Genomic DNA, 16,694 nt, shown 5'->3' with positions numbered 1-16,694 from the left:
ACTTCATAGCAGGATGCAACTCCTTAAACAAAAATATTTGGCAACTAGAGCAAGATAATGCCGACATACCAATTTACAGCACTCGATTCTGCTGGTAAGCAACAAAAAGGTCGACTTGAAGGTGATTCTGCTCGACAGATTCGACAACAATTACGTGATAAGAGCTGGATTCCACTAAGTGTAGAGGCAATTGAACAAAAAGATAAAAATCAAAAGTCCTCATTTTTCCAGAAAAAATTTAGTGCTTATGATTTAGCACTTTTAACAAGACAACTTTCTGTTTTGGTTGCTGCTGCTATTCCACTGGAAGAAGCATTACGAGCTGTTGCCAAGCAAAGTGAAAAACAACATGTACAGAATTTAATTTCCTCTGTGAGATCTAAAGTTTTGGAAGGTCATACTTTAGCACAGGGTTTGGAACAATCTGGCCGTTTTCCTGACTTATATATTGCAACAATTGCGGCAGGTGAGCGTTCTGGGCATTTAGATTTAATTTTAGATCAGTTATCAGATTACACTGAAAATAGTTTTGCTATGCAAAAGAAAATCCAAGGTGCAATGATCTATCCGATTATTTTAATGTTGATGTCTTTTGCTATTGTTATGGGGCTAATGACTTTTGTTGTCCCTGATATTGTTAAAACTTTTGATCAAAGTAAACAAGCTTTGCCTTGGATTACAGTTGCAATGATGAAGTCGAGCGAATTTATTCGTCAGGCATGGCCATTTTTACTTGTAGCCATTGTTGTGATTTTTACCTTGTTGACACGGTTTTTAAAAACACCAGCAGGTCATTATACTTTCGATCGTTTACTACTCAAGTTGCCATTATTTGGTAAATTATCTCGTGGTATAAACGCTGCACGTTTCGCGAGTACTTTATCTATTCTTACACAGTCTGGTGTTCCTTTAGTGGATGCTTTAAAAATTGGTGCAGCGGTTAGTAATAACTGGATTGTTCGCGATGCGATTAATGCAGCAGCGGAGAAAGTTATTGAAGGCGGGAATCTTGCAACTCAGCTTGAGCGCAGTGGTTATTTTCCAGCAATGATGGTACAAATGATTAAAAGCGGTGAAGCTTCAGGTGAATTAGATCGTATGCTGTCACGAGCATCTGAGATGCAAGAGCGTGAAGTGACCACTTTTATTTCGACTTTGCTGGCTTTACTTGAACCTCTAATGTTGGTGATTATGGCGGGCATTGTTTTGGTCATTGTGATTGCTGTGATGCTGCCAATTGTGAATATGAATAATATGATCTAAGTTGATTATTTGGCTTAGATCTATATGTAACAAACGAAGTGTTATTTTTAAAATGAAAAATTGAGAGAGTAAGTAGATGCAACTAAAGCCTAATCCAAAAAAACAATCTGGTTTCACCCTCATCGAAGTCATGGTCGTGATTGTGATTTTAGGTGTGCTGGCAGTGTTAATTGTACCCAATGTGATGGGGCGCGGTGAAAAAGCCAAAGTTGATGCAACCAAAATTAGTCTAAAAGGTGTTGCCAGTGCATTAGATCAATACAAAATGGACAATAATCATTATCCAACTGAGCAAGAAGGTGGACTTGAAGCTTTAGTGAAACAGCCAGAGACAGCTAAAAATTGGGTTCCTGGAGGATATGTAAAAGGTGGTTATCCAAAAGATAGTTGGGATAATGATTTGCAGTATTCGCAACCAGGTACAGATGGCCGACCATACGACTTATATTCTTTTGGTGCCGATGGTAAAGCAGGTGGTGAAGGAAACGATGCTGATATTTATTATCAACCATAGAAAATGAGCTAGAACGGGATATTCTTTTTAAGTTTTTAATCACGCCTTGTTATTTTGACGCTATAAAAAGTCATCAATAACAAGGTGTTTTTTTGAAAAAAATAATGAAGAAAACAAAGTATAACTAATTAATATTACATGATATTTATATTGATAATAATTCGCATATGTAATGGTTACAAGAAAGTTACTTCATGGAGATAAATAGACTTTTTATTTAATTTAAAGATTGCATAATAAAGCAAGTTTTAATTGAATTAAGTGGAGGGGGACATGAAGGCATTATTTTGGTCAGATGAGATTAATCAAACACATTGGACAATGCTCAAGTCAGCTCTACTTATTTTAAGTTTATTGCCTGTGAGCCATATATTATTGCAATTATGGCAAGGGACTGAAGGTGCAAGCCAAATTGTAGTCGGCTTTGTTGCTGTAACTGCATTAAGTAGTTTAACAATTTTAGGGTTTATTTCAGCATTATTCATTACGGTCTTAAAACTTAAGCATAATGAAGTTTTTACGTTGCTTGAACAGCGTATTATGCAGATTTATCGTTATTTCCCTATGTTTTTACTCACAGTTATGTTGTCTTATTTGTCATTCGATTTTGCCCAGCATCTATTATAAATTACCCCAAGCTTCATGTTGTTTTTGAAAAATGATGTCCGTTTGGACGAATGAAAAGTCCTAAATGAGTGATTCTGATGAAAAGATTTCGCTTATACTCAAAGGCGATTAACTAAGCAGGAAGCCATGATGCAACAAATTGAGTGGGATGATTTTACTAAGGTTGAAATACGAGTAGGCCAAATTATACAAGCAGAAGTATTTGAGAAGGCTCGTCGTCCAGCTTATATTTTGCATATTAATTTTGGTGAGGAAATTGGAATTAAGAAGTCCAGTGCTCAGATTACTCAGCTATATCAACCAGAAGATTTGGTCGGAAAAAAGGTTGTTGCAGTAGTCAATTTTCCTAAAAAACAGATTGGCCCAATTCAGTCTGAATGTTTGGTCACAGGTTTTCACAATGCAGAAGGGCATGTTGCTTTATGCGTACCTGACCAAGATGTCCCATTAGGTACAAAATTACTTTAATTATTTGTATGATATTAAAAAGCCTGTACGTCACGTGACTACAGGCTTTTTGCTTATTGGTTTTATGCTTAACGTCGAGATTTGAATGACACATCAACTTGACGGGGGCGGTAGAACCAGCCTAACACCAACAATAAACTAGAAAAAATTAAAATAGGCCAATCACTTAAACGAGAATACCAAGTATGACCTTGCATTGCAGGCAAATCACCACGTAAAACGGTGGCAACATCTTGAGGTGCTTGTTTAACAATATGACCATTATGGTCAATGAATGCGGTAATTCCAGTATTGGTTGCACGAATAAACCAACGGCCGTTTTCTTTAGCACGCATTTGAACCATTTGTAGATGCTGCCAAGGACCAGCAGTGCCAGTAAACCAAGCATCATTAGATACAGTAACTAAAAAGTCACTATTCTGAGCATTACGACGGGTTAAGTTTGGATAAGCGACCTCATAGCATATAGCAGCTGCTAAAGGATGTTGTTTAATCATGAGTGCTGATTGTTGTTCAGGTCCACGACTAAAACTACTCATACTCGGGTCATTTTGTAGTGCAGGTAAGACCCAACTCAAGAGGCCATGTAACGGGATATATTCGCCAAATGGTACGAGACGTTGTTTCTTATATAAGCCTTCACTATTTGACCCTGAAGCCATAATACTGTTGTAAAACATTGGGGTATTGTTTTGAATGCTTTGCTGAACATCAAAATAAGGAATACCTGTCACCCATGCTGTACCCGTACGTTTTGCTTGCAATTCCATATTGAGCAGGAATGGCTGAATATCTGTTTGAAAGAGTGGGATGGAGGATTCTGGCCATACAATGAGATCGCGTCCCCATTCACTTTTACTTAGATTCTCATAGATGATTAATGTTTTTTCTTGATATTCTGTTAACCATTTTAGGTCTTGAGGAATATTTCCCTGTATTAAGGAAACACTAAGCGGTTTTTCTGCTTTAACATGAACAAACTGTAGCTGCGCTGCGCCAAAAGCACCAAGCAATACAATAGCACTGGGTATGCTCCAGAACCAACGACCCCGAATAATTTCAACTAATGCGCAAGCCAATAAAATAACTGCGAATGAAACAGAGAAAATTCCAAACAGTGGGGCATAGGAGTCTAAATAGCGTTCAGTAAAAGCATAACCTGCGAAAAGCCAAGGGAAACCCGTAAAGACCCATGTTTTAGCCCATTCAAATACAATCCATAGAGGGGCAAAAGTCAGTGGTGTTTCGGGGAAAAAACGCCGATACAGCCAAGTTTGTATCGCACTGAATAGGCCCATGACCAAAGCCATGAGAAAGATCATCAGCACACTTAAGGCAGCACTGGTATCACCATAGACGTGAATTGAAGTGTATAACCAAAAGGCGCCAACAAACCAAAGGCCTAAACCATACGCCCACCCAATAAAAAAAGCCTGCTTGGCACTACGCTGTCGTAGACATGCATAAAGTAAAGCAGGTGATAAAATTGCTAACCACCACCAATAGAAAGGTGCGAGCGCTAGGCTAAAAAGCGCACCAGCACCCAAAGAGATTAACAATGGAAAGATCAAAGGTAGTGCTTTGTCTTGGTCTTTAAGGTTGAGCAGGCGGTCAAAGTGATTTCTCATTGACGTACAGCTCGAATCAAATGAATACTTCTCGAATCTGCCTCAATGATGGTAAAGGTCCAGTTTTCTAGTTCAATGACCTGTCCTTGTAAGTCACTTACTAGTTCAATTTCTTGTAATAATAATCCACCAACAGTCTCAACTTCATCGTCAGAAAAATTGGCATCTAAGATGGAGTTAAAGTGTTCGATAGGTGTAAGTGCTTGTACTAGCCAACTGTTGGCTTGGGATGCGTTATGGTCAGGTACAATAAATTGTGCTTCAACATCAATTTTATCGTGCTCATCCTCAATTTCACCAACAATTTCTTCAAGAATGTCTTCTAAGGTGACTAGACCTGAAGTCGTGCCATACTCATCAATTACAACTGCAATATGCGTTTGAGTATTTTTAAGCATGCGCATGACTTGATCTGAACGCGCACTTTCAGGTACGTAAAGTGGTTGTCGCATCAAATTATGAATATTTAGTTTTTGACTACGATCTTTTAAAAAGGGGAGTAGATCCTTGGCAAGGAGCATGCCCACAACATTGTCTGGTTGATCTGCTGAAAACACAGGAAAACGAGAATGAGCTGATTCGATCAATACATCTAAAATATCAAGTAATTGATCATCTTCTTGTAAGCTTACCATGGCTGTACGTGGAGTCATGACCTCACGTATTTTTGTGGCTGGTAAATCCAATACTCCTTCAAGCATTGCTACGGTATCGGGTTCCAGAAAACGGCGTGAATCTTGAACTAATTTGAGTAGCTCATCGCGAGTTTCGGGTTCCGTTTTTAGCCATTTACGTAAACCGCGCATACCCCACGACGGGTTTGATTCCTCTTGCATGATCTTTCCTAAAGATACTGAAATTGATAAAGCTGTTTTTTCATCATACCGTAGAAAATACAGATGTCTAGAATTAACGGTAGGCGATGGGGTGATTCTAGTTCTGTAAAGAGTTACTTGTACAAAGCTTAGGGTGTCAAGTAGAGAATATGTTAGAATATGGCATGTTTTTTATTGAGTATTCGCATGTCAGCTTTGGATATGACTCCCACTATTCAGCTCAACACACGCGGTCTGCGTTGCCCTGAGCCTGTCATGATGTTGCACCAAGCAATTCGTAAATCAAAATCAGGTGATATTGTAGAAGTATTTGCAACGGATAATTCAACTTCATGGGATATTCCTAAGTTTTGTACACATTTGGGGCATGAATTGTTATTACAAGAAGAAATACTCGATTCTGAGGGTAACAAAGAATTTCACTACCTGATTAAAAAGGGTTAATTGAAAGATACTAACACGATGAGTTGTCATATATTTGAGAAAATATCAAACTAAATAAAATGAATTGAGTTATGTAAAACACATTGAAAATAATAAGTTAGTTTTAATTTTTACAATACAAATGTGTATGATTTTATAAAAATTGTTATCATATTGTAAATTTTTTGAGATTGCTAATCGTGAATTTACATAAAAAAGTATTGTTAATTGCTATGCTGGGGCTTACATTGAGTGCATGTAATAAGTTGGGTTCAAAACATGTAAAATGTGCTGACCCAACAGTAGAGCCATTATTAAAACAAGAAGTTCAAACCCAACTTGAAAAAAGCTTAGACGTTAACTTAAAAGAACTTATTCGAAATGGTTCTATTAAAGACCTTGATCCAGCCAAACTCAAAGTCATGGCTAAAAATCTACATTACAGATTTGAAGATGTACGGACAGATTTTATTGATCCAGATAGCTCTAAAACTACCTGTGTGATTAGTTTCGAAGCTACGATTCCTGCAGATGTACTAAAAAAGGCTGATGATGCCAGATCAAAATTTGATAAAGAAAGTACCGCTGCCTATGCTTTCAGTAAAAGTATTGACTTACGTGATACCAACAAAGTTGATCTTAATCTTGAATATGTTTTACATCCTACCGATGATGGAAAAAAAGTTTTTATTAGCTTAAAAAACTTTGCTGAAGTAGAGAAACTATTGTCTGAGACATTGACTTACGCTTTTGTTAAACCTCAAATTGAAAAAAATCAAATTGCCAACCCGGCAACTTATATTGCGCCTATAGATGCAACTTCGACAGTTGAAGCTGACGATTATTACGGTGAGTAGGGTAAGGTCTGAAATCAATATTTATACAATTAAAAATTGAGGAATATTTTTATGAAGTTAAAAATCATGACATTGTTGGTGGCCACGGCTCTACTGTCAGGTTGCGGCAAAGTTAAACAACTAGCTGCTGGTGATGCACGCTGTGATAGTGATACTTCTAAACAAATGATTACTGAGGTATTTAGTAAAGCTATCTCAGATGATGCGACCAATCGTGTAAAAGAATTGATCGAAAATGAGAATATCACCATTGATATGGGGAAACTAAGAAGTACTCTTAATCAGATCACCTTTAATGTGAATAATGTTCGAACCAATAATGAAGATCCAAATAGTAAAAAAGTGTTCTGTGTTACTGAGTTTACGGTAAAAATTCCAGACCAACTGATTAAAGATGCTGATGCATCTCGTACTGTGTATGGGGAAAATAATGTTGCACAAGATGCGGTTTTATCTGAGCTGAATTTTGAACTTAATCAGTTCAAAAAAGAGTTAGAGTACTCTGTTCAACCAACAGATGATAAAAAGAAAATTTATTTGGCCTTGGAGAATGCTGATAGCTTGGCAGCATTTGTGGGGGATATTACAGTTGATGCTTTGGCAAAATCTGCGCGACAAACAGCAGTAGAGCGAGCAAAGCAAGAAGAACTAAGACAAGAGGCACAAGAACAAGCTGATGCACAGGCGTATCAGAATCTATTAGTTGCGGAAGCCAAGACGAATCTGGATACTGCAAATAAAAACTTAAACCAGGTTTGGAATTCAACCACAGCACAGGTACGTTCTCAGTTACTTGATGAGCAACGTCTTTGGTTGAAAAAGCGTGAGCTTGAATGTCGAATTGAAAGTGCTGAGACAGATAATCCAGAAGTATTTGCCTTGAATTGTCAAACAAATATGACTAATCAGCGTTCACGAGAGTTGGCCAATAGAATTTATTATCTCCAATAATATTATAATGTAAATTTAGCCTCCAAAAGAATACCCCTCAAATGTTAAGGGGTATTTTTATATCTAGTTTAAAAGTGCGTTGATAACATTACTTACATATTTGGATAGTTTGGACCACCGCCGCCTTCTGGGCATACCCAAGTAATATTTTGGCTAGGGTCTTTGATATCACATGTTTTACAGTGAACACAGTTTGCAGCATTAATTTGGAAACGCTTAGAACCGTCTTCATTTTCCATGATTTCATACACACCAGCAGGGCAGTAACGTTGTGCAGGTTCATCCCATTTTGGTAAGTTTACATCAACCGGAATACTCGCATCTGTCAATTTTAAATGAGCAGGCTGGTTTTCTTCATGTACTGTATTTGAAACAAAAACTGAAGATAAGCGGTCGAAAGTTAATTTACCATCTGGTTTAGGATAGTTTGGTTTAACATTTGCAGTATCGACGGTTTTTAATGCACCAAAGTCTGTTGCAAGATCACGTAATGTAAATGGTACTCTAAAGACATTTTGGTCGATAAAGTTAAATGCACCACCAATCCATAGACCAAATTTATGCATTGCTGGACCAAAGTTACGAGAGTTATATAACTCTTCTTTTAACCAGCTGTTGTTAAATTTAGTCGTGTAAGCAGTGAGTTCTTTCGCAAAGAAATCTTCACCTTCAGTGACACGAGCATAGGCAAGATCACCACCTTTTTCTACACCAGCTTGAATTGCTTCAAATACTGCTTCAGCACAAAGCATGCCTGACTTCATTGCTGTATGTGAGCCTTTGATTTTGGCAAAGTTTAAGAAGCCAGCATCATCACCAATCAAACAACCGCCTGGGAAAGTAAGCTTAGGTAGAGCATTGAGACCACCTTTCACTACGGCACGAGCACCGTAAGAAATACGTTTACCACCTTCTAGATACTGTTTGATTAGAGGATGAGTCTTCCAGCGCTGCATTTCCATAAATGGATACATATGCGGATTTTGATAAGATAAATCTACGATCATACCCAAGGTAACTTGGTTATTTTCAGCATGGTATAACCACCAACCACCAGTAGAACCAGTTTCAGTTAATGGCCAGCCAGTACCATGCATAGCTAAACCAGCTTTGTGTTTAGCTGGATCAATTTCCCATAGCTCTTTGATGCCAATACCATAATGTTGAGGATCTGCATCTTTGTCTAAGTTGAATTTAGAAATGAGGCGTTTACCTAAGTGGCCACGGCAACCTTCTGCAAATAATGTATATTTTGCATGTAACTCATAACCTGGTGTGAAGTTATGCGTTGGCTTACCATCTTTACCAATCCCCATATCACCAGTTTGAATGCCTTTTACTGTACCATCTTCATGATACAAAATTTCAGAAGCAGCAAAGCCTGGGAAAATAGAAACTTCTAGTTCCTCTGCTTTTTGACCTAACCAGCGAACCACGTTGCCTAATGAAATGACATAGTTGCCATCATTATGCATCGTTTTTGGAACCATCCAATGAGGGGCTTCTTTCGATGTAGATTCAGAAAGTAGGAAGAATGTCTTATCTTCTGTCACAGGTACATTAACAGGTGCACCTAATTCTTTCCAATCTGGGAATAATTCATTCAGGGCGCGAGGCTCAAGCAAAGCACCTGATAGAATATGAGCACCAACTTCGGAGCCTTTTTCTACGACGCATACAGATAAATCTGCAAGATTGTTTGCAATTGCTAGTTGACGAATTTTAATCGCAGCAGATAGACCTGCAGGGCCTGCGCCGACGATAACGACGTCAAACTCCATCGATTCGCGTTCGATGTGCTCCATGTCGGACTCCTCATATGGATAAGGGTGGCAACCGTGTCAATAATCACGGTGCTGCCATGAGTATGCTTTTAGTTAGGGACGAGTTATCGTACCATTGCTTTTGTTTGGGCTAGTATAGTTTTAATCCATTCATCCGCCAATTGGCTGAGCCATTATTTTTTGACGTCAGCTAGGCATAACTTATGGTAAAACATAAATATTCACCAAAAGAGGCGAACTAAATGCCAAACACTGATGATAAAAACTTAATGCGTGTAGCACAATACCTTAAAACTGAACAGTTAGGTCATAAACGGTCAATACCTCCTTTACATGAGTGGCAACCAAAGCATTGCGGCAAAATGAATCTGTTGATTAAATCAAATGGAGAATGGTGGCACGAAGGTCAATTGATTCGTCGGCAGGCACTTTTAGATTTGTTTAGTTCAGTACTCTGGAAAGAACAGGAAAAGTATTATTTAAAGACACCAGTAGAACAGATTGAAATCACGGTGGAAGATGTCCCTTTATTGGTGACAGAAGCTGATCAGATTGAACTTGATGGACAAACATATATTCAACTCAAAACCCGACATGGAGATGTCGTTATTGTTAATGCTGAACATCCAATTGAAATGCGTGAATACGGCGGAGAATTGCGCCCCTATGTACATGTCAGATTTGGTTTAGATGCTTTAATCCAACGCTCGGCTTTCTATCACTTGGTCAATATGGGAGAGATGAGCGAAAATGCACAAGGACAGATCATTTTATCCCTAAGAAGTGGTGATTTGCACTTGCATTTACACAGCTGAGGTTTAAGCTTGATGGCAGATTTATTACACTTTATTGATCCACATCATGATTGCACTTGACCCGACTTGGATAGACGATGAACCAATGCCCTCAGCACGTGCTGATGCGCCAATTGGTATTTTTGATTCTGGGGTTGGGGGCTTATCCGTGTTAAATGATATTGCCCGTCATTTACCACAAGAAAGGTTTATCTATTTTGCCGATACAGCACATGTACCTTATGGTCCTCGTGATGCAGATGATATTCGGCAACTGACTGCACACGCAATAGAATGGTTATATCGACAAGGTTGTAAAATTGCAGTGGTGGCATGTAATAGTGCTTCAGCTTTTAGCCTTGATTATTTGCGTGATCATTATGGTGAGCATTTTCCAATTATTGGTCTAGTACCAGCATTGAAGCCAGCTGTACTTCAAAGTAAAACAAAGAAAGTTGCAGTATTAGCAACGCCTGCAACTTTTCGCGGTAAATTAATTAAAGATGTCATCTCTGGTTTTGCTGAACCAGCGCAAGTTGAAGTACTTACATTTACATGTTTAGATCTTGTTCCTTATGTTGAAAATGACCAAGCGAACAGTCCGCAATGTCGCGACACATTACGTAAATTGCTCGATCCTGCTGTGGAGCAAGGAATTGATTATTTAGTTTTGGGTTGTACTCATTATCCATTTTTAAAACAAAGTATCGAACTACTCTATGGTCAGCGTTTAAACCTCATTGATTCAGGGCTTGCGGTTGCACGTCAGACCTCTCGTGTCTTGATTAAACATGGTTTATTAGCACAAGTTGCGGATCCCACACGAGTACAGATACAATGTGTTGTCACAGGTCACAATGTTGAACATTTACGCTCTGTATTAACGCATTTAATCCCTACAGATCTTCGGTGGTCGATTGAACATGTGGACGTTACTACTGAAAACAATAGCCAATAACCCAATCATTAATGATTTGATCTATCTGATATTAAACCAAGAAAAGTGACATAATTAATTTTGCATATTTCGTTAGACCAATCAGGTTCAATGAAGGCAAGTGAATATTGGAGTGGTCTATGTTGGACCGACGTTATCAAGTATTTTTAATTACCTCTGGTAAAGACATGCAGCCCGAACGTGAAGTGGTTATGCAAACTTTAATGGGAATGGGGTTTTTTATTTGGGGCTTAGAGTCGAGATCAGCGCTTGGGCGAGCTTATTCACGCCGTCAAATCGAAGATTGTGATTATGTTTTATTGTTATTGGGGAGTCAGTATGGTGAGCTATCTGCATCAGGTATTGGCTATATGCATCTTGAATATATTTATGCAGTAACGAAGCAAAAACCCATTATTGTGCTTATGCATGATCAGCCTTTTGAACGTGCCATTGAATTACAAGATTCTGATATTGAACTACAACAAAAATTTAGAAGTTTCCGCCATCAGTTATTGAAAGAAGTTGATCATGTTGTGTTGTATCGTGAACTTCGAGATTTAGAGTCACTTGCACGACGTCATATGCCTAAACTAATTGAACATCATCCTACAATTGGGTGGGTTCGTCCGCAAAGTTTACAGGTATTTCAAGATGAAATTGATCACTTAAAAGTAAAATTAGCTCAAGCACGAATGGAGCGAGAGGATGAGGTATTCGATTCATTCTCCTCTTTACCCGTTGTATCTGTTGATGAGTTATTTAGTTTTGAATACCACATGCATGCTTATCAAACGAATTATATTCAAGAGTTAGCAATGACTCGGCAATTAACATGGGGAGCGCTATTACAGATTTTATCTGGCGTGTTTCGGCAAGCTCAGGCAGAGACTTTATTCTCAATCGTGATTAATGACTATCTCAAACAACAAGCCTTACAGGATGCCCAAGCTGAAATACCACAAGTCCATACTGTAGCTCAGGTACAAGTGCATTCGAGAGCTTTACGTAGTATTAAACAACAAATGTATCGTAATGATTGGATTACGCCAGTGGGACGAGATGATCGGCAGCGTAAACTTTGGAAGATCACCAATAAGGGTTTATTGTTGGTGAGGGAAATGACGTGTGTATAGTCGGGTGGCTGACGAAAACATTTTAATGATAAGTTTACAGCGTTTGTGCAGGTGAGAGTGATCAAGTATGCTGTAAACAATAGTATTGAGCAGAATAAAGAGTGATGTCTGAGACTAAACCTAATGTATTGTTAATTGTTGCTAATTTAGGTACACCTGATGCTGCTACAGTGCCAGCAGTACGTCATTTTTTACAAGAGTTTTTGTCAGATTCGCGTGTAATCGAAATTCCCCGAGTATTGTGGAAAATAATTTTACATTGCTTTATTTTACCATTTCGACCGCATCGCGTTGCAGAAGCCTATAGCAAGATTTGGTCAGATGACTCACCAATGCGTAAAATTTTAAATGCTCAGGTTGCTGCCTTACAACAACAGTTAACTACGAAAAACACTGATCTTGACGTTACTATTGTGCCTGCGATGACTTATGGTAATCCTGGCATTCAACAGGTCTTGGCAGAAGCTACAATACAGTGTTATGACCATATTGTGCTGTTACCCCTGTTTCCTCAGTTCTCTGCAACTTCGACAGCACCTTTATATGATGCCTTGGCAAATTGGGTGAAAACTCAACGTAATTTGCCAGGAATCAGTGTTATTCGTGATTATTACCAACACCCTGATTATATTGAAGCGTTAGCGCAGAGTGTCCGAGTTTATCGTCAAGAAAATGGCTGTGCAGAAAAATTATTAATGTCATTTCATGGTATTCCACAACCTTATGCAGATAAGGGCGACCCTTATGCGGATCGCTGTCGTGTGACCGCAGAAAAACTGGCTAAGGCACTTCATTTAGAACCTGAACAATGGGCGATTAGCTTTCAATCTCGTTTTGGAAAACAAGAGTGGGTAAAACCTTATACTGACCAACTATTACAACAATGGGCAGAACAAGGAGTACAATCTGTACAGATTTTAAGTCCAGCATTTTCAGCAGATTGCTTAGAAACCTTAGAAGAATTGGCATTACAAAATGCAGAACTGTTTTTAGCAGCAGGTGGGAAAAAATATGAATATATTCCAGCGTTAAATCAAGATACTGCACATATTGAACTGCTTGTACATTTACTTCAAACCCAGCTCGATGCTATAAGGTTGAGTTATCGTGTTTAGCGAATGAACACATCCTATTTTTTGAGGCCTTTATGTTACAAGTCAAAATCGTACCAGTGACTGCATTTGCTCAGAACTGTTCAATTTTATGGGATTCTGAGAGCAAAGATGCCGTACTGATAGATGCTGGTGGTGAACCAGAAAAGTTGTTACGTGAGGTTGAGGCCCTGGGGCTGAATGTAAAAGCATTATGGTTAACACATGGTCATCTTGATCATGCTGGGGCCGTTGGTGCTTTGGCTAAAGCATGGCAAGTGCCTGTAATTGGCCCACATCATGCAGACCAATTTTGGTTAGACATGATTCAAGAGGTCTCTGCACGTTATGGTTTTCCTATTCCTGAGAATGTGGAAGTCTCACAGTGGCTTGAAGGTGGTGAAATATTAAAACTTGGTCATGAGGAGTTTGAGGTTCGCTTTGCACCAGGTCATACTCCAGGCCATGTTATGTTCTATAATAAAAACAATGACTTGCTTTGGACGGGTGATGTATTGTTCAAGGGATCTATTGGGCGTACAGACTTTCCACAAGGCAATCATCAGCAATTGCTCGACTCAATCCGACGGGAATGTTTTAGCCTACCTGAACAAACACGCTTTATTTCGGGTCATGGCCCAATAAGTACCATTGGTGAAGAGAAACGCAGTAATCCATTTGTTGCAGGTCAAGCTGGTTAAAACATTGAGACTGTATCGCAGGCAAATACTCTAGTAGATATCTTGTTCAGCCTGCGGTGCATCTTCTGTAGGCAATTTATAGTCTTCATTTGCCCAAGCACCTAGATCTATTAATTTACAACGATCTGAACAAAAAGGTCGAAAATCATTATCTTCCCAAGTTGAATTTTGTCCACAACGAGGGCATGGGAAAGTGCGCGGCATAATAACTCCAAAGTCACGAACCAATAGGAAAGTCTAAACAGAATTGTTAGACTTAGCGTGATTTTTATAAGTTTGATCTGATTATGCCGATTCGTCAATTTCAAGCGCAGCGTATTCATGCTCCGCGTGAGTTTCAAGCTATTCCCGAACAAGCCCTGTGTATTGAAATTGGGGCAGGTAAGGGTAAACATGCTTTACTGTTTAGCCAAAACAATCCGACACAGCATTTGGTTGCAATTGAACGTACGCGTGAAAAATTTTTGGCAATGAAAAAGCAACTTGAGCTAAGTCCACGAGAAAGCTTGAGTATTGTGCATGCTGATGCAATTGCTTGGATGGTTCATGCGTTATATCCAAAACAAGTACAACAACTTTTTATTTTATATCCTAATCCTGAACCGCATAACTCGGCACAGCGTTGGTTAAACATGCCGTTCTTTGAATTTTTATTGTCACGTATGGCGCCTGGAGCAAGTATTACCTTAGCAAGTAATATTCCTGAGTATATTAGCGAAGCCCAGCAGCAGTTAGATCATGTATGGCAGTTACCTTATTGTTTAGAAAAAATAGCAGCTGATTCGGCACGAACACATTTTGAAGTTAAATATTTAGCACGTAATGAATTGTGTCAGCAACTTATCATAACTAAACCAGAGCAATATCGTACTCGGTTTGATGACTTTATGCCTTTACAGGGCAAAGTGATTGGCCATGATACGCAAACTGATTTGGGTGAGATTGTTTAGACTCTATGACTAAGAAATGCATTGCAATAGTAGGTGCTGGCCCTGCAGGTTTGATGGCTGCAGAAGTATTGAGTCAGTATGATTATGAAATTCATGTTTATGAACATAAGCCTTCAGCTGCACGTAAGTTTTTGATGGCAGGGAAGACGGGGTTAAATATTTCCCATGCAGAAGAGCTAACACAGTTTATTGGGCGTTATGATCAGGCTGAATGGTTGGCACCATGGATTCACAGTTGTGATGCAAAGTGGATTAGACAATGGATGCAAGGCTTAGGTATTGAGAGTTATGTTGGAAGTTCAGGGCGAATTTTTCCTTTAGAGATGAAAGCAGCCCCATTACTTCGTGCCTGGTTAAGACGTCTTGCTGAGCATCAGGTACAGTTTCATTATCGTCATCGTGTAGAACATTTGACTGGGCAAATACTCACGATTTTAGATATTAAACAACAAAAACAACAACAAAAGGTTTTTGATGCCATTATTCTTGCTTGTGGTGCAGTCTCTTGGCCACAACTTGGTAGTGATGGTACTTGGCAACAATGGCTAAAAGCAGATGAGTTAAATGCTTTTCAAGCCAGTAATGCTGGAGTGTGCCATATTTGGTCGAGCTATATGCAGCCTTTATTTGGACAGCCTTTAAAACGTGTTGCTGCTTGGGTGGATGGTGCAGAAAAAAGTATCGGCGATATTGTGCTGAGTCATTATGGTTTAGAAAGCGGTTTAATTTACAAGCAAAATAGAGCCCTACGACAACAGCTTTTAGCAACTGGACAGATGACATTAAAGCTTGATCTGCTGCCTGAACTGACTGAAGTGGAGTTAGTGCAGAAGTTGCAATCTAGCAAAAAGCAATCTACGGCAAACCTCTGGCGTAAAATTGGTATAGATCAGACTAAAGCAGGCTTAATCCGAGAGTTGGTTGCTAAAAAGGATTGGAATAATCCGAGCGTATTGGCACGACACATCAAACAATTAACAGTTCATTTAGATGGTTTTAGAGCGATTGATGAAGCTATTAGCTGTGCTGGAGGGGTTAAGCAAAGTGCATTGACGGATGATCTACAATTGAAACAACATCCAGCCGTATTTTGTTGTGGTGAAATGTTAGATTGGGATGCACCAACAGGAGGTTATCTGTTAACAGCTTGTTTTGCTACAGGGCGCGCAGCTGCACAGGCTGTACATAAGATGGTATTGAATTAAGCGTCTAGAATAGCGTTAACATGTTGTGTGAGCAGAGAGGGATATGCTAGTTTGGTTTTTTATATCACTAGAGAATCCGCATGTCAGCAGATCAAATTTATACAGGAAGTTGTTTATGTGGTGGTATTCGCTATGAAATTCATGGCGAAATTGGTCCAATTTTACTGTGTCATTGTCAGCGTTGTCGTAAAGCCAATGGCACTGCTTATGCAAGTAATGCACCAATTAAGGTTAGTGATTTTCGGATTACTCAAGGCGAACATCTACTGAAAAAGTACCCATCCACTCCGACAACTACGCGTTGTTTTTGCAGTGAATGTGCAGCACCCATTATAAGTATTAAGGCAGATACTCCAGATCTATATCGTTTACGTATAGGGACCTTAGATACACCGCTGACACAGCGACCAACACAGCATATTTTTGTTGGATCTAAGGCAGAATGGGAAAATATTTGTGACGATTTACCTCAGTACGACACTCGTCCTTAAGTGTAAATCAGGATCGAAATTCAGATAAATACAAGCGC

Annotated in this window: 19 protein-coding genes; 15 read left to right on the top strand and 4 right to left on the bottom strand. The window is 39.0% G+C overall.

Annotated elements, in window-relative coordinates:
• The first annotated feature begins 57 nt into the window (after positions 1 to 57).
• From gspF to RFH42_RS07085, 4 genes are all read left to right on the top strand, one after another.
• Positions 58 to 1,263, top strand: a complete 1,206-nt coding sequence (gene gspF, locus RFH42_RS07100; protein ID WP_308974904.1) for a type II secretion system inner membrane protein GspF — start codon at positions 58 to 60, stop codon at positions 1,261 to 1,263.
• Positions 1,264 to 1,339: 76 nt separating this feature from the next.
• Positions 1,340 to 1,777 (top strand): type II secretion system major pseudopilin GspG, encoded by a 438-nt coding sequence (gspG, locus tag RFH42_RS07095; protein ID WP_308974903.1) that lies wholly within the window; start codon positions 1,340 to 1,342, stop codon positions 1,775 to 1,777.
• A 273-nt stretch (positions 1,778 to 2,050) separates the two neighbouring features.
• Positions 2,051 to 2,404: a hypothetical protein gene (locus RFH42_RS07090; RefSeq protein ID WP_308974902.1), complete on the top strand. Its 354-nt coding sequence runs from the start codon at positions 2,051 to 2,053 to the stop codon at positions 2,402 to 2,404.
• A gap of 129 nt (positions 2,405 to 2,533) precedes the next feature.
• Positions 2,534 to 2,872 carry a tRNA-binding protein gene (locus RFH42_RS07085; protein WP_308974979.1) on the top strand — a complete coding sequence of 113 codons (339 nt, stop codon included), beginning with the start codon at positions 2,534 to 2,536 and terminating at the stop codon, positions 2,870 to 2,872.
• A 68-nt stretch (positions 2,873 to 2,940) separates the two neighbouring features.
• Here RFH42_RS07085 and lnt read toward each other — a convergent pair whose 3' ends face one another.
• The gene (gene lnt, locus RFH42_RS07080; protein WP_308974901.1) at positions 2,941 to 4,500 is read right to left on the bottom strand and encodes an apolipoprotein N-acyltransferase; all 1,560 of its coding nucleotides are present in this window, start codon (positions 4,498 to 4,500) and stop codon (positions 2,941 to 2,943) included.
• The gene (locus RFH42_RS07075; protein ID WP_308974900.1) at positions 4,497 to 5,336 is read right to left on the bottom strand and encodes an HlyC/CorC family transporter; all 840 of its coding nucleotides are present in this window, start codon (positions 5,334 to 5,336) and stop codon (positions 4,497 to 4,499) included. The genes lnt and RFH42_RS07075 overlap by 4 nt, the downstream gene beginning before the upstream one ends.
• 186 nt (positions 5,337 to 5,522) lie before the next feature.
• Here RFH42_RS07075 and tusA point away from each other — a divergent pair, with 186 nt between their 5' ends.
• The 3 genes from tusA (at position 5,523) to RFH42_RS07060 (ending at position 7,567) form a co-directional block, all read left to right on the top strand.
• Positions 5,523 to 5,780: a sulfurtransferase TusA gene (tusA, locus tag RFH42_RS07070; protein WP_308974899.1), complete on the top strand. Its 258-nt coding sequence runs from the start codon at positions 5,523 to 5,525 to the stop codon at positions 5,778 to 5,780.
• Between the two features lie 179 nt (positions 5,781 to 5,959).
• A complete protein-coding gene (locus RFH42_RS07065; RefSeq protein ID WP_308974898.1) occupies positions 5,960 to 6,616 on the top strand; it encodes a hypothetical protein in 657 nt (218 codons plus the stop codon).
• A 51-nt stretch (positions 6,617 to 6,667) separates the two neighbouring features.
• The gene (locus RFH42_RS07060; protein WP_308974897.1) at positions 6,668 to 7,567 is read left to right on the top strand and encodes a lysozyme inhibitor LprI family protein; all 900 of its coding nucleotides are present in this window, start codon (positions 6,668 to 6,670) and stop codon (positions 7,565 to 7,567) included.
• Positions 7,568 to 7,659: 92 nt separating this feature from the next.
• Here the strand turns inward: RFH42_RS07060 and RFH42_RS07055 are convergent, their stop codons facing one another.
• Positions 7,660 to 9,372 (bottom strand): electron transfer flavoprotein-ubiquinone oxidoreductase, encoded by a 1,713-nt coding sequence (locus RFH42_RS07055; RefSeq protein ID WP_308974896.1) that lies wholly within the window; start codon positions 9,370 to 9,372, stop codon positions 7,660 to 7,662.
• A 221-nt stretch (positions 9,373 to 9,593) separates the two neighbouring features.
• Here RFH42_RS07055 and RFH42_RS07050 point away from each other — a divergent pair, with 221 nt between their 5' ends.
• The 5 genes from RFH42_RS07050 to RFH42_RS07030 all read left to right on the top strand — a co-directional run bounded on the left by RFH42_RS07050 (position 9,594) and on the right by RFH42_RS07030 (position 14,010).
• Positions 9,594 to 10,166 (top strand): DUF1285 domain-containing protein, encoded by a 573-nt coding sequence (locus RFH42_RS07050; protein WP_308974895.1) that lies wholly within the window; start codon positions 9,594 to 9,596, stop codon positions 10,164 to 10,166.
• A gap of 46 nt (positions 10,167 to 10,212) precedes the next feature.
• Entirely contained in the window at positions 10,213 to 11,103 is an 891-nt protein-coding gene (murI, locus tag RFH42_RS07045; protein ID WP_308974894.1) for a glutamate racemase, read from the top strand.
• Positions 11,104 to 11,222: 119 nt separating this feature from the next.
• Entirely contained in the window at positions 11,223 to 12,218 is a 996-nt protein-coding gene (locus RFH42_RS07040; RefSeq protein ID WP_308974893.1) for a DUF4062 domain-containing protein, read from the top strand.
• Between the two features lie 104 nt (positions 12,219 to 12,322).
• The gene (gene hemH / locus RFH42_RS07035; RefSeq protein ID WP_374990820.1) at positions 12,323 to 13,333 is read left to right on the top strand and encodes a ferrochelatase; all 1,011 of its coding nucleotides are present in this window, start codon (positions 12,323 to 12,325) and stop codon (positions 13,331 to 13,333) included.
• A gap of 32 nt (positions 13,334 to 13,365) precedes the next feature.
• Complete coding sequence (locus RFH42_RS07030; RefSeq protein WP_308974891.1) at positions 13,366 to 14,010, top strand: MBL fold metallo-hydrolase; 645 nt, start codon at positions 13,366 to 13,368, stop codon at positions 14,008 to 14,010.
• Positions 14,011 to 14,040: 30 nt separating this feature from the next.
• Here the strand turns inward: RFH42_RS07030 and RFH42_RS07025 are convergent, their stop codons facing one another.
• Positions 14,041 to 14,214, bottom strand: coding sequence for a DNA gyrase inhibitor YacG (locus RFH42_RS07025; protein WP_308974890.1), 174 nt, complete (start codon positions 14,212 to 14,214; stop codon positions 14,041 to 14,043).
• 83 nt (positions 14,215 to 14,297) lie between these two features.
• Here RFH42_RS07025 and RFH42_RS07020 point away from each other — a divergent pair, with 83 nt between their 5' ends.
• The 3 genes from RFH42_RS07020 (at position 14,298) to RFH42_RS07010 (ending at position 16,656) form a co-directional block, all read left to right on the top strand.
• Positions 14,298 to 14,960 carry an SAM-dependent methyltransferase gene (locus RFH42_RS07020; RefSeq protein WP_308974889.1) on the top strand — a complete coding sequence of 221 codons (663 nt, stop codon included), beginning with the start codon at positions 14,298 to 14,300 and terminating at the stop codon, positions 14,958 to 14,960.
• A gap of 5 nt (positions 14,961 to 14,965) precedes the next feature.
• Positions 14,966 to 16,165 (top strand): TIGR03862 family flavoprotein, encoded by a 1,200-nt coding sequence (locus tag RFH42_RS07015; RefSeq protein WP_308974888.1) that lies wholly within the window; start codon positions 14,966 to 14,968, stop codon positions 16,163 to 16,165.
• Positions 16,166 to 16,245: 80 nt separating this feature from the next.
• Entirely contained in the window at positions 16,246 to 16,656 is a 411-nt protein-coding gene (locus tag RFH42_RS07010; RefSeq protein WP_308974887.1) for a GFA family protein, read from the top strand.
• The last annotated feature ends 38 nt before the right edge of the window (positions 16,657 to 16,694 follow it).

This window comes from Acinetobacter rudis (assembly GCF_031157835.1).
GTDB lineage: Bacteria > Pseudomonadota > Gammaproteobacteria > Pseudomonadales > Moraxellaceae > Acinetobacter > Acinetobacter rudis_A.
Note: the sequence above shows the minus strand (reverse complement) of the source record. Positions and strands in the feature narration are given on the sequence as shown.